This is a genomic window from Haloplanus sp. CK5-1 (genome assembly GCF_037201915.1).
Taxonomy (GTDB): Archaea; Halobacteriota; Halobacteria; order Halobacteriales; family Haloferacaceae; genus Haloplanus; species Haloplanus salilacus.
The window spans coordinates 1,116,040-1,138,628 of the sequence record NZ_CP147505.1 but is presented as its reverse complement, the minus strand read 5'-3'; the positions used below and the strand labels follow the sequence as shown (position 1 = coordinate 1,138,628).

The following is a 22,589-nucleotide window of genomic DNA, read 5'->3' as shown; positions in this document are numbered from 1 at the left end:
TGGTTATCCTCGTGTACCCACGAGGGCGTCGGCGACGGCTTCGACCGCCTCGACGGGCACGTCGAACTCCTCGGCGAGGGCCGCGGCGTCGGCGGGCGAGAGGGTCGGCGCGTCGTCGCGGCCACGACCGGGGTGGTCGTGGCGGTGGACTGGGTCGAGGCGGTCGTCGCTCACCTCCAGATTCACGGCATCCCAGCGGGTGTAGTGGCCCATCGCGTCGAAGTAGGCCTTCGTGGCACGGCGCTCGTCGCGGTCGAACTCCGCGGTCAGCAGGGCCTCCTCGCCGACGGCGGGGCCGGCCTTCACGACACCCGCGGGATTGACGAGCATACTCCCGCCGTTCCCGACGCCGAACCCGAGTTCGTCCTCGGCGAACCCCTCGGGGACGCCTTCGCTCATGTAGGCGGAACACGAGACGACGAACGACTGTGTCTCGAAGGCGTACTCGCGGACGGCGGGGTAGATGTCGCAGGTGTCCCGGGCCTCGGCGTCCTCGGCGCGGGACTTGTCGCCGGGATGTCCGTTCTGCTCCCAGAAACCGGGCCAGACGGCGGCGTGAATCTCCTCGCCCCGCGCACAGAGCGCCGCCTTCGACAGCGTCATGTGGTTCTCGTAGCAGATCAGCCCGCCGAGTCGGCCCACGTCGGTGTCGTGGACGTCGAGGCTGGCGGGGTCGCCCCGTCCCCAGATGGCCCGCTCGTCGTGGGTGGGCATGAGTTTCCGGTGGCGACGCACCAGCGACCCCGAGCGGTCGAAAAAGAACAGCGAGTTATAGAGCGTCTCGCTCCCCCGTCGGTCGTCCACCTCGTTCGTGCCGAGCACGAGGTGGAGGTCGGCGTCGGCGACGGCCTCGCCGACGGTCTCGACGGCGTCGTCGTCGACGTGGAGGCTGTTTTTCGACAGGTCGACCATCAGGTCGCTCCACCGGGCGATGGAGGTGCTCCGCCGCCAGTAGGGGTAGCCGGGGAAGTACGTCTCCGGGAAGACCAACACGTCGACGCCGCGGTCGCCGGCACGTTCGATCCACCGACAGGTCTTGTCGAGGGTCGCCTCGGCGTCGTGGTAGACCGGCTCTATCTGTGCCGCTCCGAGGGTGAACGACTCCGCCACGTCACGGGACATGGGCGGGGCGTTCGGGGGCGAACGAGTAAAGTCCTAGTCCTTGCGCTTGACGACGTCGCCGAGCGTCGTCGTCGTCGAGGAGTCGCCGGACCAGTCGGCGTCGGCGTCGCCGCCACCCTCCGAAAGGGCGATGTCGAGTTCGGCCTCGAGTTCCGACTGGACGTCGTCGCTCGGCAGCATGTCGCCGCGTTCGAGTTTGCGGATAAGACTCGCCTTCTCGTTGAGTTCGGCGGCGAGTTCCTCCTGGCTCAGACCGCGCTCCTCGCGGGCCGACCGGATGCGGTCGTCGTAGTCGGCGGCGAGTTCGTCCATGTCGTCGAACATGTCGCGGCGGCGGGTCTTCCCGCCGCCACCGCCACCACCACTGGTCGAACTCGATCCACCCGATGAGGACGAAGACGAGGACGAGGTGGAGTACTTCGTCGACGACGACGAGGACGATTCGGTGCGCACCTCGGTACCGAACTCCGTACAGTCGTCACAGAGCTGTAGTTCGGCCCCTTCGACCTTCGTCGTCGTGAGCGACGAACTCTCGGCACCGCACATTTCACACTGGGGCATACCCCTCCGTAGCGCGCCGCCGGGGATAAAAGGTGCGCCGTGCGCTCAGGCGAGGTCACCCCACGCGCCCCAGAACCGTTGGAGCGCGGTCAGGTGACCAACGACGGTGAAGAAGACGAGCAGCCAGCCGACGACCGACAGCGGGCCGAGTGGCTCGGCGACGACGGCGGCGACGAGGCCCGTGAGTCCGACCAGCGCCAGCCGGTCCGCGCGCCCGACGAGGCCGCCGTACTCGCGCCCGAGGCCGACGGCCTGGATCTGCGTGCCGAGGTAGGACGTCATCAGGACGCCGGTGACCGCGAGGAGACCGAGGTCGTACCGTGCGACGCCGGCCGCCAACCCGATCACGAGGACGACGTCCGCGTACCGGTCCAGCACGTGGTCCAGCAGGTCGCCGGCCCGCGACTCGACGTCCTGGGTGCGGGCGAGCGCGCCGTCCAGCAGGTCGAGCCACCCGTTGGCGAAGACACAGACCGCCCCCAGCGCGTAGCCGAGGGGCGTGGCGACGTAGAATCCGGCGGCGGCCGCGACGGCGAATCCGAAGGCGACGACGCTGACGCCGTTGGGGGTGAGGCCGACCCGGTCGGCGGCGGCGACCATCGGATCGAGGAGGAGTTCGGCGACGGGCCGGAGGCGGTCGAGGGTCATAGGTAGTCAATGAAGTCGACGTCGCCGGCGCTCGGGGCGCGGTCGCCGGCGATCACGGCCTCGATTTCGTCGGCCACCTCCGCGGGCGTCCGGTCGGTCGCGTCGACCTCGTAGACGTTCTCGATCCCGTGGCGGTCGACGGTCTCCGAGAGGACCACGTCCAGCGCCTCGCTCTCGGCGTTCTCGGCCGCCGACGCCTCGCTCTCGCCCCGGTCGCGCAGGCGCTCCTCCAGGACGTCCGGCCGACACCGGAGGACGGCCACGCGGTCGGCGTCGAGGTGGTGTGCGAGGTGGGACTCGACGACGCCCGACCAGTCGCCAAGCGCCTCCCGGACCGCGTCGAGGTCGGCCACCAGCGAGTCGCGGTCGTCGTCGCGGTCGGCCCACAGCCCCTCCTCGTGGATCAGGTCGTTGAGGTGGACGACGGGACCGTCGATCAGGGTCGTGGCGGTCGTCTTCCCGGTACCCGGCGTCCCGGTGACGGCGACGCGCTCGGCGACGTCCTCGGCGTCGGTCACGCCTGCACCTCCGCGAGGGCGTCGTTGACGACTTCGACGGCCCGTCTGGTCCCCTCGCGGGTGCCACAGGACACCCGGATGCAGGCCGGCAGGCCGAAACTACTGCAGTCCCGGACGATGACCCCCCGGCGCTGTGTGGCCTCGGCGACGGCCGCGGCGTCGCCCACCTCCGCGAGGACGAAGTTGCCGCCGCTCTCCCAGGTGGGCGCGTCGAGTTCGTCGCGGAGGTGGGCCCGCGCCCACCGCGCCGTCTCGACGGTCGTTTCGAGGTGGTCGTCGTCGTCGAGGGCGGCCAGTGCGGCCCGGCAGCCGACCTCGCTGGCGGCGAAGGGTGTGTTGACGCGGGCGTAGGCGCCGGCCCACGCCTCGGGGACGACGGCGTAGCCGACACGGAGGCCGGCCAGCCCGTAGGCCTTCGAGAACGTCCGCGTGACCGCGACGTCGTCGTGGTCGTCGAGGAGGCCGATAGCCGAGGGGGTGTCGGTGTACTCGGCGTACGCCTCGTCGACGACGACGAGGGTGTGGTCCTCGACCCGTTCCGAGAGGGCCTCGATATCGTCGGGGTCGAACTCGGAACCGGTCGGGTTGTGGGGGGTGGTGAGGTAGACGATCCGTTCGCCGTCGTAGGCGTCGAGAACGGTGTCGGGCGTCTGGGCGAAGTCGTCGGCCTTCCGCAGGTCGTAGGTGGCCACCTCGCCGTGGTGGTAGCGGGCGCTCATCCGGTAGTACGAGAAGCCGGGATCGGGGACGAGTACGCGGTCGCCGGGGTCAAGGAAGGCCCGCGAGAGGTAGTCGAGTGCGCCGTCGGCACCGGGGGTCACCCACACCTGTCCGGGAGTGCAGTCCCAGTGGTCGGCGAGTTTCTCCGCCAGATCGGTATGCGAGGCCTTGGGGTAGACGCCGACCCGGGGGGCGGTCTCCCGGATGGCCTCGACCGCCGCCGGCCCCGGTCCGTGTGGGTTCTCGTTCGAGGAGAGTTTCGTGAGATCCGCCGGATCCATCCCGAGTTCGCGGGCCACCTCCTCGGCCCCGCGTCCGGGGACGTACGGTGAGAGCGCGGAGAGGTCCCGTGGTTGCATGGTGGGAAGATACGGACGGCGACGCTTAAGCGTGGTCAATGGGATCGTCGATGGCTTCGACACCGTCGTGAGCAAGTTCCAACGTCTCGGTGGCGACGCCCGGCCTGTCGGCGACGAGTTCCGGTCCGCGCCATCGGACCGGCGTGGCGTCGCGACAGCGCCAGCCACGCCGCCGGTCGCCCGCCTCGTCGAGCAGGAAGACTTGGACGGTCCGCGGGTCGACCGTCCCCGACACCCAGTCGCGGAGCCAGTCCCACAGCCGTCGGTCGTCGGTCACCCCGCGCCGGAGCGTGAGGTGGGGCGAGGCGGTCCGGCGACGGGGTGCCGGCGGGACGGCGTCGAGGGCGTCTCGGATGCGGTCGCCCCAGTCCCACCAGTCCCCGCCGTCGATTCCGTTCCGGTCCCCCTCGGACGACTCGTCGCCGGCCCGCGCTTGGACGCGCACCGACAGGCCCCGGACTGCCGTGAACCCCATCGGCGGGCCGTCGTCGCCGATGTCGACGGCGAACCGGTGGCGGCCGTAGGGGTCCCGACCGGGGGCGCTCATTCCGCGTCGTCGGTCGATCCGCCGGCCAGACGTTCGAACCCCTCGCAGACGACGTCGAGCGTCTCGATCGCCACCTCTGAGCGGGTCGCGTCGAGGGTGGGGGCCTCGTAGCGGGCGGGCCACGCTCGCTCGAACCCCCACCGTGTCGCCGGCGAGCCCTCCTCGTCGAGGAGGACGACGGCGACCGACCGCCGGGCCTCGTCGACCTTGCCGTCCTCGACCAGTCGTCGCCAGTCGTAGATGGTCTGGGTATCGACCGTGGCACCGTACTGCAGGCGAAGTGGGCCGTACTCGTTCAGACCAGCCAGTTTTCGGGCTGTCGGCTCCGTGTCGTTGCCCTCGCGGTACTCGACCACCTTCGTCGAGGCGGTGGGGAGGCGACAGCGGCTGAATCCCGCCTTCGCGACGCCGTCGATCTCCAAGACGAACCGTGCCGTCCGGAAGGGGCCGTGTCGGTCAGGCATCGGTCTCCCCCGCAGTCGCGTGCGCCGTGGTAGCTGTCGGCATACGGCTACTGGCAACACGTGCAACTCTATTGAAACTTTCCGAAGTCAGAGCCACCGATCGAGGCGGTCGGCCAGCCGACAGGAGAGCGCCGCGATGGTGAGCGTCGGGTTCATCCCGCCGGCGGTGGGGAAGACGCTACTACCCGCGATCCAGAGGTTGTCGAGGTCGTGGGCCCGGCAGTCGGAGGCGACGACGCTCGACTCGGGGTCGGTCCCCATGCGCGTCGTCCCCATGTGGTGGAAAGCCGGACCGGTCTCGTCGGGGCCGACGACCCAGTCGATGTCGGCGTCGAGTTCCTCGAGGATCGCCCGCTGGACCTCGTTTGCCCGTTCGATCGCCCGGCGGGTCTCCGTGCCGACCGACCACTCCACGTCCGGCACGGGGTTGCCGTGGTCGTCGGTCGTCGACCGGTCGAGCGTGATCCGGTTGTCCGCGTGGGGGAACTGTTCGACGAGGCCGCCGACCGCGAGGTGGGTGCCGTACGAGTCCCGCAGGGAGTCGAGGAGGTCGTCGCCCCACTCGTCGGCGTGGAGTGCGTCGATGACCGGCGAGGGACCGGCGTAGTTGAGGAACTCGAGTTTCACCCCCGGGAGGGGGTCCTCCGCGTCGTAGAGCGCGTGGCACTCGGTCGTGTTGAAGCCGACGTGGTTCTGGCGGGTCGGGCGGTCGATCCGGCCGCCGACGCCGGCGAAGCAGTGGTCCATGAAGTAGCGGCCGACGAGCCCCGAGGAGTTGGCGAGGCCGTCGGGGTAGGCGTCGGAGGCCGACAGAAGGAGGAGGCGGACGTTCTCGACGCCACCACACGCGAGGACGACGGCGCGGGCCTCCTGGCGGTGTTCCGCGCCGTCGGGGGTGGCGTAGACGGCGGCGTCGACGGCGTCCGCGTCGTGGGCGAGTCGCTGGACGGGCGCGCGGTCGATCACGCGCGCACCGGCCGCCTCGGCGCGAGCGACGTGGCGTTCGGCGGTGTACTTCGCACCGGAGGGACAGACGGGCTTGCAGGTGCCGTAGCCGACGCAGGCCGACGCACCGTCGTTCGGTTCGGAGTTGCGCGCGTTCGGCACCGAGTGGGTCGGGAGGCCCAGACGCTCGCAGGCCTCGGCGAAGATGGAGTCGCTGTGGGAGGGTGGGAAGGCGGGGAGGGGGAACGGTTCCTCGCGGGGCGGGGCGAAAGGGTTGTCGTCGGCGCCGGCGACGCCGAGTTCGCGTTCGGCCTCGGTGTAGTACGGGCGGAGGTCGGCGTAGTCGATTGGCCAGTCGACGCCGACGCCGTGGCGCGAGTCCATCTCGAAGTCGCGTTCGTGGAGGCGCATCACCATCGCCTGCCAGTGGAGCGTCGACCCGCCGAGACCCTTCACGCGGGCGGCGTTCAGCGGGTAGTGTCGGTCGCCGCTGGAGGTGTAGGCGTCGCGGTCGCCACCCATCCCCCAGAGGCCATCACCGGCCGCTGATCGGTTACCCGCGCTCTCCACGCCGGGACGGAGGTGAGCGTCGAGTTGTCGCTCGCGGTCCTCGAGGTCGAACCGCGGGCCGGCGTCGAGGACGACCACGTCGTGGCCCGCCTCGGCGAGTCGGGCGGCGACGATGGCCCCCGCAGGGCCCGCGCCGACGACACAGACGTCCACCCGAGACGACGGCGCGCGGTCGCGCTCAGCCATCCTCACCCTCCATGCGGGCGCGCCGGTAACTCTCGGTGCCGCCGGGGTAGCCGACGGGGTTCTCGACGCCGACGAGACGACCACCCGTCGGCGAGGCGTAGAAGGCATAGAGCAGTTCGTTGACGACGTAGAATCGAACGCGGTCGGAGAGGTTACCGTCGGGGTTCGGATCGGCGACGTCGACACCCAGTTCCCGGAGCAGTCGGTCCCGGGTCGAGCGATCCAGGTCGGTCACGGGGGCGTCGAACCAGTCGCGGGCCGTCGCGTCGAGTTCGGCCGTCGCCTCGACGACGCCCCGGCGGTGGGCGGGGTCGTCGGACAACCGCCCGGAGACGTACGTCTCGACGAACGACTCGATCCCCGTCGTCGCCTCGGGGTAGACGGCTGCTCCGACGGCCGCGAGGGTCGCGACGGTGTCGTCGCCGACCACGTCTTCAGGGACGTCGTCGGTGGGGTCGTCCTCGGCGTCGTCGTTCGCGAGGAGCACACTCCCCCCGGCCACGGCACCGGTCGCCGCCAGCGCCGCCAGTGCGTCCCGCCGACTCAGGTCCATCGAGGCCGAATTAGGCGGGCCTAAATTTATGCGTTGTCCTCTCGGGACGAGGGGGCGATCAGTCGCGCCGGACGGAGAAGCGGAGCGTCTCGACGCCCTCGACGTCGACTTCGACCTCGTCGCCGTCTTCGAGGCCGCCGACGCCAGAGGGTGTCCCCGTCGAGATCACGTCGCCGGGTTCGAGCGTCATGTAACTCGATATCTCCTCGATCAGTTCGGGCACGGAGAAGATGAGTTGCGTGATGTCCGAGGACTGTTTCGTCTCGCCGTCGACGCGGAGTTCCACGTCGGCGTCGTCGGGGAGGTGGTCGGGGTCGGCCACGACCGGTCCCATGGGCGCGGCGCCGTCGAAGGCCTTGCCCCGCACCCAGTTTTGCTCCTCCCGCTGGTCGTCGCGGTTGGAGAGGTCACAGACGACGGTGTAGCCGTCGATCACCGACTCGGCGTCCGCGGCGTCGACGTTCCGGCACTGCTCGCCGATCACGACGCCGAGTTCGGCCTCCCAGTCGACCTGCTCTTTGCCCTCGGGGAGGGTGATCGTGTCGCCGTGGGCGGCGACGGTGTTGGGCGTCTTCAGGAACAGCATCGGCCGCTCGGGGATGTCCATCCCCGTCTCCTCGGCGTGGTCGGCGTAGTTCAGGCCGATGCAGACGATCTTCGACGGCTCCGAGGGCGGGAGGAGGTCGACCTCGTCGAGGTCGTAGGTGGTGTCGGCGAAACTCACGGCGTCGCCGTGCCACTCGCCGGTACGAACCATCCCTGCGGGGTCGCGGAATCTGACACGTCGCATGGGCGCGAGTTGGCTGCGCGTGAGATAAGCCTTCCTCGTTCGATCGGCGACGCCAGCCGAGTCACCCGTCGAGGAACGCCCGGAGGTGCTCGCGGTACGCGCTCGGGCGGTCCTCGGTTACCCAGTGGCCGGCGTCGTCGAGTCCGACGAGGTCGCCGCCGATATCCCCGACGAGCCGGCGGCCGTCTTCGACCGGCTGTTGGTCGTCCGCCACACCCCACAGACACAGGAGGTCGGCGTCGATCGCACCGTAGTCGATCTCGGTCGTGTGGTTGGTGTTCGTCGCCACGGCGGCGCGGGCGAACGCCCGTCTGCCGTCGTCGCGGAGCCAGGGCTCCGGCATCCCGGCGAGCCACTCGGGGACCGGGTCGTCGCGTTCGAGGCCGTCGACGAACGAGCGGTCGAGTCGGTCGCGGAACGCATCGGGGGCCATCTCCAGCGTGCGCGGGAGGCCGAGCGAAGTGATGGACTCGACCGGCCACGAGTCGTACGCCGTCGCGTTCGAGAGTGCGAGTTTGTCGACTCGGTCCGTGTGGGCGGCGTACCGGAGGGCGACGCCCCCGCCGATGTCGTGGCCGACGACGTGGCACGTCTCGACCCCCAACTGGTCGACGAGGTCGGCGACGGCCGCCTCCTGTGCCCGGATCGATCGGTCGAAGGTGTCGCGCCGGTCGCTGTTTCCGTAGCCGACGAGATCCGGGACGATCGTCCGGTAGTCGGACTCGAGCGGCGGCGTGATCCGGCGCCAGAGGTACGACCACGTCGGGATCCCGTGGAGGAAGAGGACGGGATCACCCTCCCCGGCGTCGCGGTACGCTAGCGAGAGGTCGTGGCCGTCGACGCCGACGGTCGTCTCCGCCTGTTGTGCCGACCAACTGTCGTGGTCCATAGTCGGCACTCGGTCGCCAGCAGAATAGGAGTTCGGTCGGGGTGTGTCCGACCGCCGAACCGGTCGGCTCGCCCACGCCGCCCGACGTCGCCGGTTCCGGGTACGGCCTCGGGACAAGATTGACGTGCGCTTCCGGGAAAGATACGGTCGAACCATGGAACTCACCTGGCACGGCCACTCCACGTGGCACGTCGCGGTCGGAGACACGTCGCTCCTGATCGACCCCTTCTTCGGCAACCCACACACGTCGCTCGATCCCGCCGACGTCGAGACGCCCGACTACGTCCTGTTGACTCACGGCCACGCCGACCACGTCGGCGACCTCGGGGCCTTCACCGACGCCACCGTCGTCGGCACGCCCGAACTGACGGCGTGGGCCGCGGACGAACACGGGGCGGACGACACCATCGGCATGAACATGGGCGGCACCGTCGAGTGTGGCGACGCGTACGTGACGATGCATCGCGCGGACCACACGAACGGCATCAACACGGACTACGAGTACAGCGGCGGCCCGCCGACGGGCTACGTGATCGGCGACACGGTCCCGACCCAGGAGACGGACGAGGACGCCTTCGCCTTCTACCACGCCGGCGACACGGGGCTGATGAGCGAGATGCGGGACGTGATCGCCCCGTTCCTCGAACCGGACGTCGCAGCCCTCCCCGTCGGCGACCACTTCACCATGGGGCCGGCGCAGGCCGCCATCGCGGTCGATTGGCTCGACGTCGATCACGTCCTCCCGATGCACTACGACACCTTCCCGCCGATCGAGATCGACATCGAGCAGTTGGAACGCGAGGTCGCGGCGACTGGCTCCGACGCCGAGGTGCACGTCCTCGACGGCGACGAGACCGTCGGCTTCGACCGGTCGTACGCCGACGAGTAGCGCGGCGTCGGCGCGACCGCGCCGTCCGCTGCAGGGATAGTGTTTAGACGCCGCGGGGCGACGTGGGCCGTGGGATGAGCGATATCGAAACCACCACGGTCAGCGACGAGGGGTTCGCCTGCGTCAACCAAGTCGGCGAGTTCGAGTTCACCGTCGACGCCACCGACGAGACGGGACCGAACCCGAACGCGGCGCTCGTTGCGACGTACGCGTCCTGCTTCCTGCCGGCGTTCCGCGTCGGCGGCCAACAGCGCGGCCACGACGACCTCGGGAAAGTTCGGATCGACGCCGACGCCGACCTGGACGAGGACGACGACCTCGAATCGATCCGCTTTGCGGTCCACGTGGCGGCCGACCTGGACGAAGAGACGTTCGACGAAATCGTCGCCCGGGCCGAGGACATCTGTCACGTCCACACGGCGCTCCGGGAGGACCTGCAGGCCGAGGTCGACGTCCACGGCGACGCGTTCTGAGCAGCCCACGAACGTCGCGTCGTCAGCGGCGGTACCAGCGGTAACTCATCGCACGGCCGTCGACGATGACGACCTCCCGTCCGTCCGTAGTCGGCGGGTCCCGGTCGGCGTCGGTGCGCGCTACCTCGTCGCGAAAGACGTACGGGCTGTCACTCGAGGACATGTATCGTGGTAACGGTACACATATAGATAAAGTTGTGTCAGACACTGGCACGCGACGTGGGGACGGCGATCCGTTACACCGGTTGTCGCTCGGTGGAAAGAACACCGGGCTTTCTTGTGATCTACAGGCGTCGGTGCCGGTAGCGGGAATGGTCCGGAGACTCACGAGCGGCGACGGCCGCGGGTGGATGGACGCCGGAGTGGATGAGTTGTCGTGGGCGCGGGGGACCGTGTGAGCGGACACGGCGACCGCGCACCCGAGGCCGACCTCGGCCTCCTCGACGCGACGATGATCGGCATGGGGGCGATGATCGGCGCGGGCATCTTCGTGCTGACGGGGCTGGCGGCCGAAATCGCCGGACCAGCGGCCATCCTCGTGTTCGTGCTCAACGGCGTCGTGACCGCCTTCACCGGCCTCTCCTACGCCGAACTCGCGGCGTCGATTCCGAAAAGCGGCGGCGGGTACGCCTTCGTCAGGGAGGTGTTCGCCGACCTGCCCTCGTTCGTGATGGGGTGGATGCTGTGGTTCGCGTACATGATCGCGGGCGGGCTGTACGCCCTCGGCTTCGCGCCGAACTTCCTCGAACTCCTCCACGTCTACGACCTGACGCCGGCCCCGGGGCAGGTGGGTGCGGTCGCACTCCCGGTCGTGGACGCGGCCGTCCCTGCAGCCATCGGACTGGCGTTCGTCGCCGTCCTCTCCCTGGTCGCACTGAACGCCGTCTCGACGGCCGCCAGCGGGAGCGTCGAGACCATCTTCACGCTGGTCAAGGTGGGCATTCTCGTCGTCTTCGTGGCCTTCGGCGCGACGTCGCCGATGTTCGCTACCGCCGAGTTTCAGCCGCTGTTCGCGGACGGTGCCGGTCCCCTCAGTATCCTCCCCGCGATGGGGTTGACCTTCATCGCTTTCGAGGGGTACGACCTCATCACGACGGTGACGGAGGAAGTGAAGAACCCCCGCGAGAACATCCCGAAGGCCATCTTCGCGAGCCTCGCGGTGACGGTGCTCGTCTACCTCGCGGTGGTAGGCGTGGCGGTGGGGACGCTCGGTGCCGACGGCCTCGCGGCCGCCGGGGAAGCCGGCATCGCGCAGGCGGCGACAGCGTTCATGCCGACGGGGTTGCCGATCATCCAGAACGGCGGCGCGATAATCGTCTTCGGCGCCGTCTTCTCGACGCTGACGGCGCTGAACGCCGTCGTCATCGCCTCCTCGCGGGTGGCGTTTTCGATGGGCCGGGAGGAGCAACTCCTTCCCTCGTTCGGACAACTGCACCACCGCTACGGGACGCCCTTGATCGCCATCCTCGCGAGCGGGGTGGTGATGCTTGGCTCCGTCGCCCTCCCGACACAGAGCGCCGGCAACATGTCCAGTCTGTTCTTCCTCCTCTCGTTCATCGTCGTCAACGGCTCGGTGATCAAACTTCGGCGGGAGCGCCCCGACATGAACCGACCGTACGAGATGCCGTTCTACCCGCTCCCGCCGGTCCTCGGCATCGTCCTCAATCTGGTTCTGACGGGTATACTGGTGGAGTACCTGCTCCGAACGGACGTGCTGGCACTCGTCCTCAGCGGGGGCTGGATCCTGCTCGGAGTGACAGCGTACGCCGTCTACACCCGCCTCGGCTCCCGGGACGACTCGCAGGGAACGACCGACGGACGAACACCACAGGCGAACGACTGACAACCCACGACGCTCGACATCATCATCGCTGGCGGTGGACGTGTCGGCTTCGAGACAGCGGCCCTCCTCGACACCCGAGGACACGACATCACAGTCGTCGAACCGGACGGCGACCGGTGTGACGCGATGGCCGACGAGTACGTGGTGACGATCATCCACGGCGACGCCTCCGACCCGGACATCCTCCGGCAGGCCGACGTGGAGGGGAGTGACGTGGTCGCCGGATTGACCGGGTTGCCGGGGCTGAACCTCGCGATCTGCATGGAGGCCGAGGAGATGAACCCGGCGGTTCGGACGGTCGCTCGCATCGCCGCCCGCGATCAGGAGCGGTACGAACGGTTCGTCGACGAGGCGGTCTTCCCCGAGGGTGCCAGCGCGCGCGTGGCGGCGAACGAAATCGAGGGGAGCGACGTGCGAACGCTCGCGGACGTGACGGGAACGCTCGACATCATGGAGGTCCGGGTCGAGGAGGAGGCGTCCGCGGCGGGGAAGGCGTTGCGGTCGGTGCGGTTCCCCGCCGGGACGCTGGTCATCTCCGACGACGACGGGGAGCGCATCGCCCGTCCCGAGACGACGCTCACGCCGGGGAAACGCTACGTCGTCGCGATCGAACCGGACGTGGCCGACGAAGTGACGAACCTGTTGCGGGGCTAGAGGACCGTCCCGACGTCGGCCAGCGAGTCCAGCACGTAGTCGGGCGTCACGTCACCCCGGGCGAGGTCACGGTCGTCGGTGACGCCCGTGCGGACGAGGACGGTCGTCATGCCGGACCGCTCGCCGAGGGCGATGTCGGTGTCGAGACGGTCGCCCACGACCAAGCAGTCGGCGGGCGGGACGCCGAGGCGATCGCGGATCGTCCGGAGCGCGGGGTCGGAGGGCTTGCCGAGGACCACGTCCGGGTCGCGGCCGACGACGCCCGCGACGGCGTTGATGATCGCACCCGATCCCGGGACGTCGCCCTCGGCGGCGGGGATCACCATGTCGGGGTCGGTGCCGACGATAGTGACGCCGTCCCGGCACGCCCGGAGTGCCGAGGAGAGCCGGTCGTAGTCGAACGAGCGATCGATGGAGACGACGACGGCATCCGCGCGGTCCTCGGCGTCGACGACGGTCAGGCCGGCGTCGGTCAACTGGTCGACGAGGGCCGGTTCGCCGACGACGAAGAGGTCGTCGTCGTCGTGGTTGTCGGCGAGGTAGGTCGTGGTGATCGTGCCGGCGGTGACGATCTCTTCGGGCGAGACGTCGAACCCGGCCCGGCCGAGGCGGTCGGCGTAGGCCGGCGGTCGCTTGGTCGGGTTGTTCGAGACGAACAGCCGACGGAGGCCGGCCGTCGTCAGTCGATCGAGTCCGTCGGCCGCGCCGGGGATCGGATCGTCACCGCGCACGACTGTGCCGTCCACGTCGAGTACGACTCCGCGGTAGGTCATTGGACAGGAATACGGTGGGGCGGGGCATGAACCCCGCGCTCGCTCGGCCGGGAACCAAAGAGCAATGTGGGTCCCGTCCCCAAATACGGCACCGTGACGAACACGCAGCTGACGCTCGTGCAGATCGACAACTACGGACCGTGGACGGTGACGCCGGAACCGCGGCGCGAGATGGACCTCCAGACGCTCCAGTCCCGCCTGTTCGCCGACATCGCCCAGTTCGTCGGGCACCGCGGCGGGTACGCCTTCTTCACCCGCTTCGACAACATGGTCGCGGTGACGAACGGGTTAGACGTCGACGACCACCGACTCCTCCAGGAGTCGACGGGTAACCGCTACCCCGTCACCGTCAGTCTCGGCCTCGGCGTCGATCCGAACCCCGCGGTCGCGTTGGAACGGGCGACCGAACGCCTCCAAGGTGCCGGGAGCGCACAGGACGGCGACCGGCGCGAGGTGCTGGCCGGAACGCCGCTCGAACACCCCGACGAGGAACGCCTCTCCATCGCCCACTTCGACGTGAACGACGCGACGGAGAAGTACACCGACCGTCTCAACGAGTTCGACTCGTTCATCCAGATCGAACAGGGGTACGCGACGCTGATGCGCTACCTCCGCGAGGAACACGGCGGCCTCTCCTTTTTCGTCGGCGGCGACAACATCATCGCCGCCACGCCCGAGATGGACGCCGCGGCCTACCGGGACGCCATCGACCACGTCGAGGAGGCCGTCGGCGTCGACCTCAAGGTCGGGGTCGGACGGGGGACGGACGCCCACGACGCGGGCATGGCGGCGAAACACGCGCTCGAAGAGTGTCGTCACCGCGGGACGGCCGTGGAGTTGAGCGATACGACGGAAGTCGAGTCGGAGTGAGTCGTCAGGCCTCGATCGTCTGTTCGTCGACGTCGAAGTTCTGCGCTTCGAGAGCGTCCTCCATGGCCGACAGGAGGCAGGCGACGTTCTGCCGCCGGGCGGAGTAGCCCATGCAGCCGATCCGCCAGATGTCACCCTCCAGCGCGCCGAGGCCGCTCGCGATTTCGATGTCGTACTCGTTCATCAGGAACTCGATGACCGCGGTGTCGTCGACGCCGTCGGGCACCTCGATGGAGTTCAGGCTGGGGAGCCAGTACTCCTCGTCGGCGGCGGGTTCGAGGCCGAGGGCCTGGAGCCCCTCCCGGAGTTCGCCGGCGACGTCGAGGTGGCGCTCCCAGCGGTTCTCGAGTCCTTCCTCCGCGACGAGGCGGAGTCCCTCGCGCAGGCCATAAAACAGGCTGGTGGGGGCGGTGTGATGGTAGTTGCGCTCGTCGCCCCAGTACTCCATGACGAGGTCGAGGTCGAGATACCAGGAGCCGGTGTCTTCCTCGCGGTTCTCGATTTTCTCGCGTGCCCGCTCGCCGATGGTGAGCGGCGTCGCGCCGGGCGAACAGGAGAGGCACTTCTGGGGGCTGCCGTAGGCGGCGTCGATGCCCCAGTCGTCGATGTGGAGTTCGACGCCCGACAGCGAGGTGACACAGTCCGCGAGGACGAGTGCGTCGTGGTCGTGGGCGATGTCGGTGAGTTCGGGCACGTCCGGCTGGCGGACGCCCGTGCTCGTCTCGGCGTGGATGAAGCCGAACACGTCGGGTTGGTGTTCGTCGAAGGCGTCGGCCACGTCCGCGGGCTGGAGGGGTTCGCCCCACGGGGCGTCGACGGTCACCACGTCGCCACCGGCGCGCCTGGCGAGTTTCCCCATCCGATCACCGAAGTAGCCGTTCGTCGGCACCAGCATCGTGTCGCCGGGTTCGACGATGTTCCCGATGGCCGTCTCCATCGCCGCGGTACCGGTGCCGCTCGTCGCGAGCGTCCACTCGTTGTCGGTCTGGAACGTGTAGCGGAGCAGTTCCTGGATGTCGTCCATGATCTCCAAGAAGGAGGGATCCATGTACCCGAGCGCCTGCGTGGACATCGCCCGGAGGACGCGCGGGTGGATCATGCTCGGGCCGGGACCCATCAGGATGCGTGAGGGGGTATCGAGTTCGCTCGTTTCGGGTGGGCTTCTCATGAGTGTACGGAGGGGCGAGCGGATTAAAAACGTAGGTGTTCGTGGCAATATATTGTCGAAGTCGGTTTCGACGATCGTGGCATGTGACCGTGGCACACGTCACCGAGTCGACTAGAGGAGACGCGGGAGCAGTCGACGCCAGAGGACGGTGAGGACGGCCACCACGAGGTAGGCACCGACGAGAGAGGCCAAGAAGTAGAGGGCAAGCCGGTCGAGCGGCATCGACCCCGCGGAGACGGCGGCGCTGACGCTGTAGGCGAGGGCGACGGCGTGATGGTACCAGTCGAAGAACGGTCCCGAGACGTCGGCCCGGTCGGACGGCGGGTCCGTGCCGGCCACGTCGGGTGTGTCCATACGTCGCCGTCGGCGGGTGGGGACAAAAGCGGTGGGGCGACCCTCGAACTGTAGGGACCCGAACTATGACCCTCCAAAGTCACGGTACGTATTGACATGTCATACCACCGTGATTTCCACCCGGGCGGTACCCCGGAGACCGACGCGGACACGATCACCCACGTGCGCGGCGACGACGACCGTCCCTCCTACAGCGTGGTCGTGGCGGTCGCCGCGGTGACCGGAACGAACCCGGACGAGCTTGGTCCGTTGTGCGATACGATCGATCCGGATGCGCTGGATCGACTGATCGAACCGGCAGCCCATCGGACGACCCACTTGTCGAACGTCCGCGTCGGGTTCGAGTTCAACGGGTGTGACGTGTTCGTCTACGGCGACGGTCGAACGGTCGTCTCGTCACCCGAGGACGACGGGACGTAACGCCGGCCGGACGAGAGTCGTCACCGATCGCCGGGTCGGTCCGTCCGGGAATCGCAGAACAGGACGGTGAGGAGCGTCCGCTCGGCGGCGTGGATGTGCTCGGAGAACGTCGCCGACGAGATGCCGAGCTCGGCGGCGACGTCCTCCCCCGTACAGGAACGCGGCCAGTCGTAGTAGCCCGCTTCGAAGGCGGCCCGAGCGACCTCGCGCTGTCGGTCGGTGAGGTGGTTCCGGAGGACATGCCGAAATGCCGCCGGCGGAAAGAGCGGTTCGACGCGCTCTTTCTCCCGTTTGGTGGTGAGTTCGGCGGCGGGAGTGTCTTCGAGGAACGCCTCGACGACCGTCGGCGGGTCGTAGCGGGCGGGAATCTCGGCCACGATGCGGCCCTCACCCTCGACACCTTGGACCTCGCGCGGGAGCGCCCCGAGTCGAGCGAGTTCGACGGCCGGACAGTCGTCCGTAACGAGAAACTCGAAGAGCCCACCCGATTCGTACGCCGTGAGCAAGGTGACGTCGACTGAGTCGTGGTCCCGGCCGCGAGTCACGATCCGGTCCGCATCGACGCCCGTGACGTCGAAGAACTCCGCGTACCGGTCGTCACGACGGGGGAGCATCCGAGCGAGTTCGAACGCACACCCCTCCTCTGCGGACGCACCGACGAACGGGTACGACGGATCCCGGACGACGAACTCCACTTCGAACACGGCGTCTCGGTTCTCGGCGGCGGTCGTCCCGGACATGGTCGATCGTGTGATACTCGGCTGTCGGGTATCAATGTTTGGTATTTGATACCACAGTATAGTAGCGTTTGTAACTGTCCGCACACCTGATCGAACGCTGTCATGCGATCAGGTATGTGATGACTTACAAAGGCTACTATAGCTCGTGAGGGACACCACGGAGTCGTAGGGAACTCCCGGCACACCCCGTAGTCCGAGAGGACGGAAACCGTCGGCGCAGTCGCTCGCGGTAGTAGAGAGACGGGGTAGGACGACCAGCGGGACCACGCGTGGAGACCACGCGGGCTGAAAGGGGCCGGTCGACCGTGCCGCCACTCTCTCCTATCCGGTACCCGCGGAAAACACCTCCGATGTGCCGGAGGTGAGTTCGGGACGACGCGGACCACTCACGCGATATCGAAGATGGAGGCGTTCTTGTCAGTCGAAAGTGGTTTGCGATCGTACGGGCCCGGCTTGTCGACTCGCCCGATCGGCCGTAGCTCGCGTTCGGATTGCTCGCCGTGCCCGTGTTGTGGTTGTACGCGAGCGACTCGCCGCTCTGTTGGTCGAATAGCACCGGGTGGTAACCCGGACCGGAGGCCGTGGTGAGTTGTCGTGTCGATCCACCGGCGTAGTACAACCAGATGTCGTCGTTCTGGACGAAGGCAACCCCGGTAGCTCTCCACGTGGCACTGCGCGCGTTCGAGACGCGCTGGGTCACCGTGCCCGTGGCGACGTCCAACACGTACAAGACCGTACTGGCCTGTGACGTGGATTGCGGGGTGGCTCCCCGCTCGTACACGATTTCGCTACACGACTCCGACCACGCCAGTCCCGGGAAGCGCTTGTTCATCCGGGTCGAGATTTCCTCCGTGGTGTTTGCACTCCGATCGAACTCTACGAGCATCGGAACGGCGTTCTCGTAGCCGCCCTAGACGATTGTGGCGGGCGTGTTAGACCCACTGTTCGGACACCAATCGAGTGTCTGAATATGACCGTGCTCGATTTACCGTCCGTACTGGTGGGTCCCGCTAGTCAGATAGTTCGCCAGATTCGTCAGGGAGTATCGCTGCCCGCTCCCCCCGCTCAGCGGTCGAATGACGAAGGGAGCGTGCTACCGGGGTGCCCGTTCACTCACGATATCGGAACAGAGCATGTGCGTGAAAATCAACGGGACGGAAGTGGACGGGCATCCAACCGTCGGAATGGATGTCCAACCACGTTGGAACGGGAAAGTTCGCCGGTGACCGTGAACTGGCGCGTACGGGCGACGAGGACCGAAACGACCCCCGACGACGTCGTGACGGCAGGACACCCCGACAGTGAGGCAGTTCGACGGTAATACGACCCCCCTGTGAAACGTGTCATGAGCTCCCCACAAACAAAACCCGATCCCGCCGGATCCGACCGACGAGAACCGTGTGAGTCGTGCGGAACGGAGACACTTCACTCTGTGTCGATCGACTTAGTGACCGAGTCGGATCAGGTCGAGAACGCGCAGTTTTCGCGCGAACCGTATCGTGTTGCTCGTTGCCGGCAGTGTAACACCGAGTCACGCACGAGAATGAACAATCAGTGAGTGCCGACGTCTCCCCTCTCCCCCGACATCATCGACACGAAGTCGATCCACAAGGGAGGGGACGACTGATCCTCCCGAGGGGAGTGGGTGCGGCCCGGTTGGTGGGCGGGGCTCGGATAGCCGGCGAATCTATTTCAGTATCGGCGTCGCAGGTGGAGGTAGAATGGCGACGCAGACATACCGGATCGTGTCGAGCGACGAGTCGGCGGTCCACGGAGAACCCCACATCGAAGGGAGTCGGATAACCGTCCGGTACGTCCACGAGCGCATCGAGGAGCGGGGGCTTCGCCCGGAGACGGTTGCGGACCGTCACGGCCTCGACGTCGCAGACGTGTACGAGGCGCTGGCCTACTTCCACAACAACCCCGAAGAGATGGAGCAGGTCGAGCAGCGCCACGAGCGGGCCGTCGAGGAAGCCAAGCGCCGGTCGACGCTGACACCACCCGTCGTCGAGTGCAGAGCACTTGTAAGGTAACCGAGGGATGTAGCCGCCGCAGTAATCACAGATCGGCGGCTCAGAGCCTGTAGTTACTTTAAGATGGGAATGGGGTCGGAGGGATTTGAACCCCCGATCGACTGATATCTCCGGTCGCGCCTCGGTACTCCAGAGGGTCGTCGTCGCGCAGCGATGATCAGTCGCGCGCTCGGTATATCAGCTGGAGTGTCGTCACCGGGCGGAGCCTCTGGAGTCAGTCGCCATGCCGGGCTTGGCCACGACCCCTCGACACCCACTTACCCGAAGGGCGATAAAGGGATTTCGGTTATCGGTCGTCGTCGGCCCAGTCGCAGTCCTGGCACTTGTACCCCGTGACCAGTTCGGTGACCGTAGGCATGTAGGCCACGGCGAGGACGTCGCCGTCGCAGTCGGGACATTGACGGTCGGCGTCCTCGATGTCGTCGGCCTCCATGGGCGGTTCACCCTCGATCAGTTCGGCCAGTCGTTCGGCGGTCACCATTCGGCCTTGGACGACGCGGTTCGTCATGCATCGAGCGTGGGAGTGGAGACAAGTAAGCCCTACGTAGCGGCGGGAGCAGTCTCGCGGCCGCGCGCTACGACGATCGGTAGTTTTTGATAGTATGGAGCCGTACGTATGGGTACGGATCGCAACATGCACCGGGGAGTACGCGGCCATCACAGCAGTGGGGCGTGGAAACGGTGACTGCACCGTACAGCTACGACGGAATGCTCGATCTGGGACCGGAGCAGGGGTGCGAATACGTCTGCTCGGAGTGTGAGTCGCGATACGAGACCGACCACTGTCTCTGTCCGGCCTGTGGGACGCTCACGATCGAACGGCGGACGCCGTCGAACGACGCCTGACCGAGCGAGACCCTCGCTCGGCAGAAATACCTTTTAGGGTGCCGTCGTAAGGACGGATGGCCGGCGCGCCTCTCATGACCTCGTCACCCAGCATCCTCGTCGTAGAGGACGAAACCGAACTGGCCGAACTGTTCGCGGAGTGGCTCTCCGACGAGTACGACGTCCGCGTCGCGACGACCGGCGAGGACGCACTGGATCGGGTCGACGAGGACGTGGACGTGGTGTTGCTCGACCGCCTCATGCCGGGCGTCTCCGGCGACGAGGTACTCCAAACCCTCCGGGACCGTGGCCTGTCGGTCAGGGTGGCGATGGTGACGGCGGTCGAACCCGACTTCGACGTCCTCGAGATGGGGTTCGACGACTACGTCGTCAAGCCCGTCTTCCGGGAGGATATCCGTCGACTCGTCGAGGGGCTCCTCGAACGCGACGAGTACGACCAGCGCCTCTCCGACCTCTTCGCGTCGGCGTCGAAACTCGCCGCACTCGAATCACACAAGAGCTCAGGCGAGCTCGAGGGGAACGAGGAGTACCTCCGGCTCAAGGCTCAGTTCGAGCGCTCGAGAAAGCGCATCGAGGAACTGGAGTCGGAGATGACCGAACGGGACTTCGACGCGGTGTTTTACGACCTCCCGGATCTCGGGAGTTGAAGGCCGTCGCCGCCCCGTCCCCAATTCGACGATCGTACCAGTCAGTATTTTATCTATGCATCTGACATACTGGGGTATGGGACGAGCGGAATCCAGTGCGACTGCCAGTGGCGGATCGTTAGTGAGCCCCCCCCAGAACCCGATCGGTTATCTGGCGGTCGTGTTGGCGGCAGTGACGGGCGTGATCCACCTGTTTCTGTCCCCCCAGGTGATCGGGTTCAGTCAGACGCTGGCCATCCTCTTTGCCCTCAACGGTTTGGGTTTTCTGGGTGGGATCGCGATCTACCTGACCCGCTACTGGCGTCGGGAACTGTACCTCGTCGCCGCACTCTATGCCCTCGCGACGGTCGTCGCCCTGTTCGCCTTCCAGGGGTTCGGCGTCGACGCGTTCTACCAGGGAGGTAGCTTGAATCCGATGGCGGTCATCTCCAAAGTCGCCGAAGCGATGCTGGCCATCGTCACCGGTTACCTCTATACGAACACGGGGTGAGTCCGACGGTCAGGGTTCCGGCCCGTCGAACACCTTCCCGGGGTTCATGATCCCCGCCGGGTCGAGCGCGCGCTTGATCGATCGCATGGCGTCGACGGCCGCGTCGCCGTGTTCCGCCGCGAGGTAGTCCTGCTTGCCGAGGCCGATGCCGTGCTCCCCGGTCGACGTCCCGCCGAGGTCGATGGCGTACTCGACGATCCGGCGCGACACCGCCTCGCCGTGAGCCACGTCGTCGGGGTCGTCGGGGTCGACCAGCACCGAGTAGTGGAGGTTGCCGTCGCCGGCGTGACCGAAACAGGGGACGAGAAACCCCTCCTCGTCGGCCAGCTCTTTCACGTAGCGGATGAGCCCCGGATACTCGCTGATCGGGACGGTCACGTCGCCGGGCGTGAGCGGCGACAGGTCGTCGTCGTACGGTTCCAGCGCGTCGGCCAGTTCGCGCCGTGCCGCCCAGAGGTCGGCCATGCCGCGGTCGTTCTCGGCAACGTCGAACCGCGTGACTCCGTGGGCCTCGAACACGGAGCGACAGAACTCGATCTCCTCGTCGATCCCGTGATCGGCGTGGAACTCGACGAACACCATCGGCACGTCCGGGAGGTCGGTGTCGAGGTGGGCGTTCGACACGGCGGCGCTCAACCGGTCGATGAGTTCGATCTTCGCCACGTCGACGCCGGAGCGGACGGCGTCGAACACCGCCTCCGACGCGTCGTCGAGCGTCTCGAAGTGGGCACGCCCGCCGCGGATCTGCCGCGGTCTGCCGGCCAACTGGAGCGTCGCACGAGTGATTACCCCGAGGGTGCCCTCGCTACCGACGATCAGGTCGCCGAGGTCGTAGCCACTCGACGTCTTGACGGCCTTGCTCCCGGTCGTGATGACCTCACCCGTCGGGAGGACGACCTCCAGTTCGAGCACCCAGTCGCTCACTTCGCCGTATTTGACCGTCTTCATGCCGCTGGCGTCGTTGGCGAGCATCCCGCCGATGGTCGAAATCTTCCCCGAGGCCGGCATCGAGGGGAGGAAGAGTCCGTGGGTGGCCACCGCCTCGTTCACGTCGTCGCCGAGGATTCCGGGCTGGACGTCCACCTGCAGGTCGTCGGGACGAACGTCCAGGACGGCGTCCATCCGGGTCATGTCGAGGCTGATACCGCCGTCGATGGGGACGGCGTTGCCCTCCAGACTGGTGCCGGCCGCGTAGGGCGTGACGGGCACGCCCCGTTCGGTCGCCGCGCGCAAGACCGTCGCCACGTCGTCGGTCGACTCGGGCCAGATCACCACATCCGGACGGACGCCGTCCGCGCGGTCGGTGCCCCAGTCGTGAGATCGCTGCTCCCGGTCGGCGCCGGTGACCGAGACTTGCTCGGCCGAGAGACCGAGGTCGTCCACGAACGTGGTATCGTGTCGCATGCACCCACCCAGCGCCGGAGCGAGTATAGACCTGACGCTCGGCAGCACGGAGCGACGCGTACGACTCGGCACCCGGTGAGGCCGGAACGGGACTGCGTCGGACGTCGGACGGT

28 protein-coding genes and 1 tRNA gene are annotated in these 22,589 nt (G+C 67.7%); 10 read left to right on the top strand and 19 right to left on the bottom strand.

The window, feature by feature from the left end; genetic code table 11:
- Positions 1–3 precede the first annotated feature (3 nt).
- The 11 genes from NBT81_RS06025 to NBT81_RS05975 form a co-directional block, all read right to left on the bottom strand.
- Entirely contained in the window at positions 4–1,122 is a 1,119-nt protein-coding gene (locus tag NBT81_RS06025; RefSeq protein ID WP_338741796.1) for a carbon-nitrogen hydrolase family protein, read from the bottom strand.
- A gap of 33 nt (positions 1,123–1,155) precedes the next feature.
- Positions 1,156–1,683 (bottom strand): multiprotein bridging factor aMBF1, encoded by a 528-nt coding sequence (locus NBT81_RS06020; RefSeq protein ID WP_338741794.1) that lies wholly within the window; start codon positions 1,681–1,683, stop codon positions 1,156–1,158.
- A gap of 45 nt (positions 1,684–1,728) precedes the next feature.
- Positions 1,729–2,331 (bottom strand): CDP-alcohol phosphatidyltransferase family protein, encoded by a 603-nt coding sequence (locus NBT81_RS06015; RefSeq protein ID WP_338741792.1) that lies wholly within the window; start codon positions 2,329–2,331, stop codon positions 1,729–1,731.
- On the bottom strand, positions 2,328–2,849 hold the full coding sequence (locus tag NBT81_RS06010) for an adenylate kinase family protein (protein ID WP_338741790.1): 522 nt from the start codon (positions 2,847–2,849) through the stop codon (positions 2,328–2,330). Before NBT81_RS06010 ends, NBT81_RS06015 begins: the two co-directional genes overlap by 4 nt.
- Positions 2,846–3,928, bottom strand: coding sequence for a histidinol-phosphate transaminase (hisC, locus tag NBT81_RS06005; protein ID WP_338741789.1), 1,083 nt, complete (start codon positions 3,926–3,928; stop codon positions 2,846–2,848). The genes NBT81_RS06010 and hisC overlap by 4 nt, the downstream gene beginning before the upstream one ends.
- A gap of 25 nt (positions 3,929–3,953) precedes the next feature.
- On the bottom strand, positions 3,954–4,475 hold the full coding sequence (locus NBT81_RS06000) for a phage tail protein (protein ID WP_338741788.1): 522 nt from the start codon (positions 4,473–4,475) through the stop codon (positions 3,954–3,956).
- Positions 4,472–4,939 carry a phage tail protein gene (locus NBT81_RS05995; protein ID WP_338741787.1) on the bottom strand — a complete coding sequence of 156 codons (468 nt, stop codon included), beginning with the start codon at positions 4,937–4,939 and terminating at the stop codon, positions 4,472–4,474. Before NBT81_RS05995 ends, NBT81_RS06000 begins: the two co-directional genes overlap by 4 nt.
- Before the next feature lie 87 nt (positions 4,940–5,026).
- Positions 5,027–6,640: a GMC family oxidoreductase gene (locus tag NBT81_RS05990; protein WP_338741786.1), complete on the bottom strand. Its 1,614-nt coding sequence runs from the start codon at positions 6,638–6,640 to the stop codon at positions 5,027–5,029.
- Positions 6,633–7,193 (bottom strand): gluconate 2-dehydrogenase subunit 3 family protein, encoded by a 561-nt coding sequence (locus NBT81_RS05985; protein ID WP_338741784.1) that lies wholly within the window; start codon positions 7,191–7,193, stop codon positions 6,633–6,635. The genes NBT81_RS05990 and NBT81_RS05985 overlap by 8 nt, the downstream gene beginning before the upstream one ends.
- Positions 7,194–7,251: 58 nt before the next feature.
- Complete coding sequence (locus tag NBT81_RS05980) at positions 7,252–7,983, bottom strand: fumarylacetoacetate hydrolase family protein (protein WP_338741782.1); 732 nt, start codon at positions 7,981–7,983, stop codon at positions 7,252–7,254.
- A 61-nt stretch (positions 7,984–8,044) separates the two neighbouring features.
- Entirely contained in the window at positions 8,045–8,872 is an 828-nt protein-coding gene (locus NBT81_RS05975; protein ID WP_338741780.1) for an alpha/beta fold hydrolase, read from the bottom strand.
- Positions 8,873–9,026: 154 nt separating this feature from the next.
- On the opposite strand from NBT81_RS05975, the gene NBT81_RS05970 reads away from it, so the two are divergent.
- Complete coding sequence (locus tag NBT81_RS05970) at positions 9,027–9,761, top strand: metal-dependent hydrolase (RefSeq protein WP_338741778.1); 735 nt, start codon at positions 9,027–9,029, stop codon at positions 9,759–9,761.
- A 74-nt stretch (positions 9,762–9,835) separates the two neighbouring features.
- Entirely contained in the window at positions 9,836–10,234 is a 399-nt protein-coding gene (locus tag NBT81_RS05965; protein ID WP_338741777.1) for an OsmC family protein, read from the top strand.
- Between the two features lie 22 nt (positions 10,235–10,256).
- Here the strand turns inward: NBT81_RS05965 and NBT81_RS05960 are convergent, their stop codons facing one another.
- Positions 10,257–10,397, bottom strand: a complete 141-nt coding sequence (locus NBT81_RS05960; RefSeq protein WP_338741776.1) for a hypothetical protein — start codon at positions 10,395–10,397, stop codon at positions 10,257–10,259.
- Positions 10,398–10,685: 288 nt separating this feature from the next.
- On the opposite strand from NBT81_RS05960, the gene NBT81_RS05955 reads away from it, so the two are divergent.
- Both NBT81_RS05955 and NBT81_RS05950 read left to right on the top strand, forming a co-directional pair.
- Positions 10,686–12,077: an APC family permease gene (locus tag NBT81_RS05955; protein ID WP_425498772.1), complete on the top strand. Its 1,392-nt coding sequence runs from the start codon at positions 10,686–10,688 to the stop codon at positions 12,075–12,077.
- Positions 12,078–12,095: 18 nt separating this feature from the next.
- The gene (locus tag NBT81_RS05950) at positions 12,096–12,731 is read left to right on the top strand and encodes a TrkA family potassium uptake protein (protein WP_338742509.1); all 636 of its coding nucleotides are present in this window, start codon (positions 12,096–12,098) and stop codon (positions 12,729–12,731) included.
- On the opposite strand, the gene NBT81_RS05945 is transcribed toward NBT81_RS05950, so the two are convergent.
- Positions 12,728–13,504, bottom strand: a complete 777-nt coding sequence (locus NBT81_RS05945; protein WP_338741772.1) for an HAD-IIA family hydrolase — start codon at positions 13,502–13,504, stop codon at positions 12,728–12,730. The genes NBT81_RS05950 and NBT81_RS05945 overlap by 4 nt on opposite strands.
- Before the next feature lie 93 nt (positions 13,505–13,597).
- On the opposite strand from NBT81_RS05945, the gene NBT81_RS05940 reads away from it, so the two are divergent.
- Positions 13,598–14,374 (top strand): GTP cyclohydrolase III, encoded by a 777-nt coding sequence (locus NBT81_RS05940; protein ID WP_338741771.1) that lies wholly within the window; start codon positions 13,598–13,600, stop codon positions 14,372–14,374.
- Positions 14,375–14,378: 4 nt separating this feature from the next.
- Here NBT81_RS05940 and NBT81_RS05935 read toward each other — a convergent pair whose 3' ends face one another.
- Together NBT81_RS05935 and NBT81_RS05930 are read right to left on the bottom strand one after the other, a co-directional pair.
- Entirely contained in the window at positions 14,379–15,542 is a 1,164-nt protein-coding gene (locus NBT81_RS05935) for an alanine--glyoxylate aminotransferase family protein (protein ID WP_338741770.1), read from the bottom strand.
- Between the two features lie 111 nt (positions 15,543–15,653).
- A complete protein-coding gene (locus tag NBT81_RS05930) occupies positions 15,654–15,896 on the bottom strand; it encodes a hypothetical protein (protein WP_338741768.1) in 243 nt (80 codons plus the stop codon).
- 96 nt (positions 15,897–15,992) lie between these two features.
- Here NBT81_RS05930 and NBT81_RS05925 point away from each other — a divergent pair, with 96 nt between their 5' ends.
- Entirely contained in the window at positions 15,993–16,316 is a 324-nt protein-coding gene (locus tag NBT81_RS05925; protein WP_338741766.1) for a HalOD1 output domain-containing protein, read from the top strand.
- A gap of 20 nt (positions 16,317–16,336) precedes the next feature.
- Here the strand turns inward: NBT81_RS05925 and NBT81_RS05920 are convergent, their stop codons facing one another.
- Positions 16,337–17,056: a helix-turn-helix domain-containing protein gene (locus NBT81_RS05920; protein WP_338741764.1), complete on the bottom strand. Its 720-nt coding sequence runs from the start codon at positions 17,054–17,056 to the stop codon at positions 16,337–16,339.
- 1,721 nt (positions 17,057–18,777) lie between these two features.
- Here NBT81_RS05920 and NBT81_RS05915 point away from each other — a divergent pair.
- Positions 18,778–19,089, top strand: a complete 312-nt coding sequence (locus NBT81_RS05915) for a DUF433 domain-containing protein (RefSeq protein WP_338741762.1) — start codon at positions 18,778–18,780, stop codon at positions 19,087–19,089.
- 70 nt (positions 19,090–19,159) lie between these two features.
- Here the strand turns inward: NBT81_RS05915 and NBT81_RS05910 are convergent.
- Together NBT81_RS05910 and NBT81_RS05905 are read right to left on the bottom strand one after the other, a co-directional pair.
- Positions 19,160–19,335: transfer RNA gene (locus tag NBT81_RS05910), tRNA-Trp, on the bottom strand.
- Between the two features lie 40 nt (positions 19,336–19,375).
- The gene (locus NBT81_RS05905; RefSeq protein WP_338741760.1) at positions 19,376–19,597 is read right to left on the bottom strand and encodes a DUF5795 family protein; all 222 of its coding nucleotides are present in this window, start codon (positions 19,595–19,597) and stop codon (positions 19,376–19,378) included.
- A gap of 173 nt (positions 19,598–19,770) precedes the next feature.
- Here NBT81_RS05905 and NBT81_RS05900 point away from each other — a divergent pair, with 173 nt between their 5' ends.
- The 3 genes from NBT81_RS05900 to NBT81_RS05890 all read left to right on the top strand — a co-directional run bounded on the left by NBT81_RS05900 (position 19,771) and on the right by NBT81_RS05890 (position 21,072).
- Complete coding sequence (locus NBT81_RS05900; protein WP_338741759.1) at positions 19,771–19,935, top strand: hypothetical protein; 165 nt, start codon at positions 19,771–19,773, stop codon at positions 19,933–19,935.
- A 74-nt stretch (positions 19,936–20,009) separates the two neighbouring features.
- On the top strand, positions 20,010–20,582 hold the full coding sequence (locus tag NBT81_RS05895; RefSeq protein ID WP_338741758.1) for a response regulator: 573 nt from the start codon (positions 20,010–20,012) through the stop codon (positions 20,580–20,582).
- 76 nt (positions 20,583–20,658) lie between these two features.
- The gene (locus NBT81_RS05890; protein ID WP_338741757.1) at positions 20,659–21,072 is read left to right on the top strand and encodes a DUF7475 family protein; all 414 of its coding nucleotides are present in this window, start codon (positions 20,659–20,661) and stop codon (positions 21,070–21,072) included.
- Between the two features lie 9 nt (positions 21,073–21,081).
- Here the strand turns inward: NBT81_RS05890 and NBT81_RS05885 are convergent, their stop codons facing one another.
- Positions 21,082–22,476, bottom strand: a complete 1,395-nt coding sequence (locus NBT81_RS05885; protein ID WP_338741755.1) for an FAD-binding oxidoreductase — start codon at positions 22,474–22,476, stop codon at positions 21,082–21,084.
- Between the last annotated feature and the right edge of the window lie 113 nt (positions 22,477–22,589).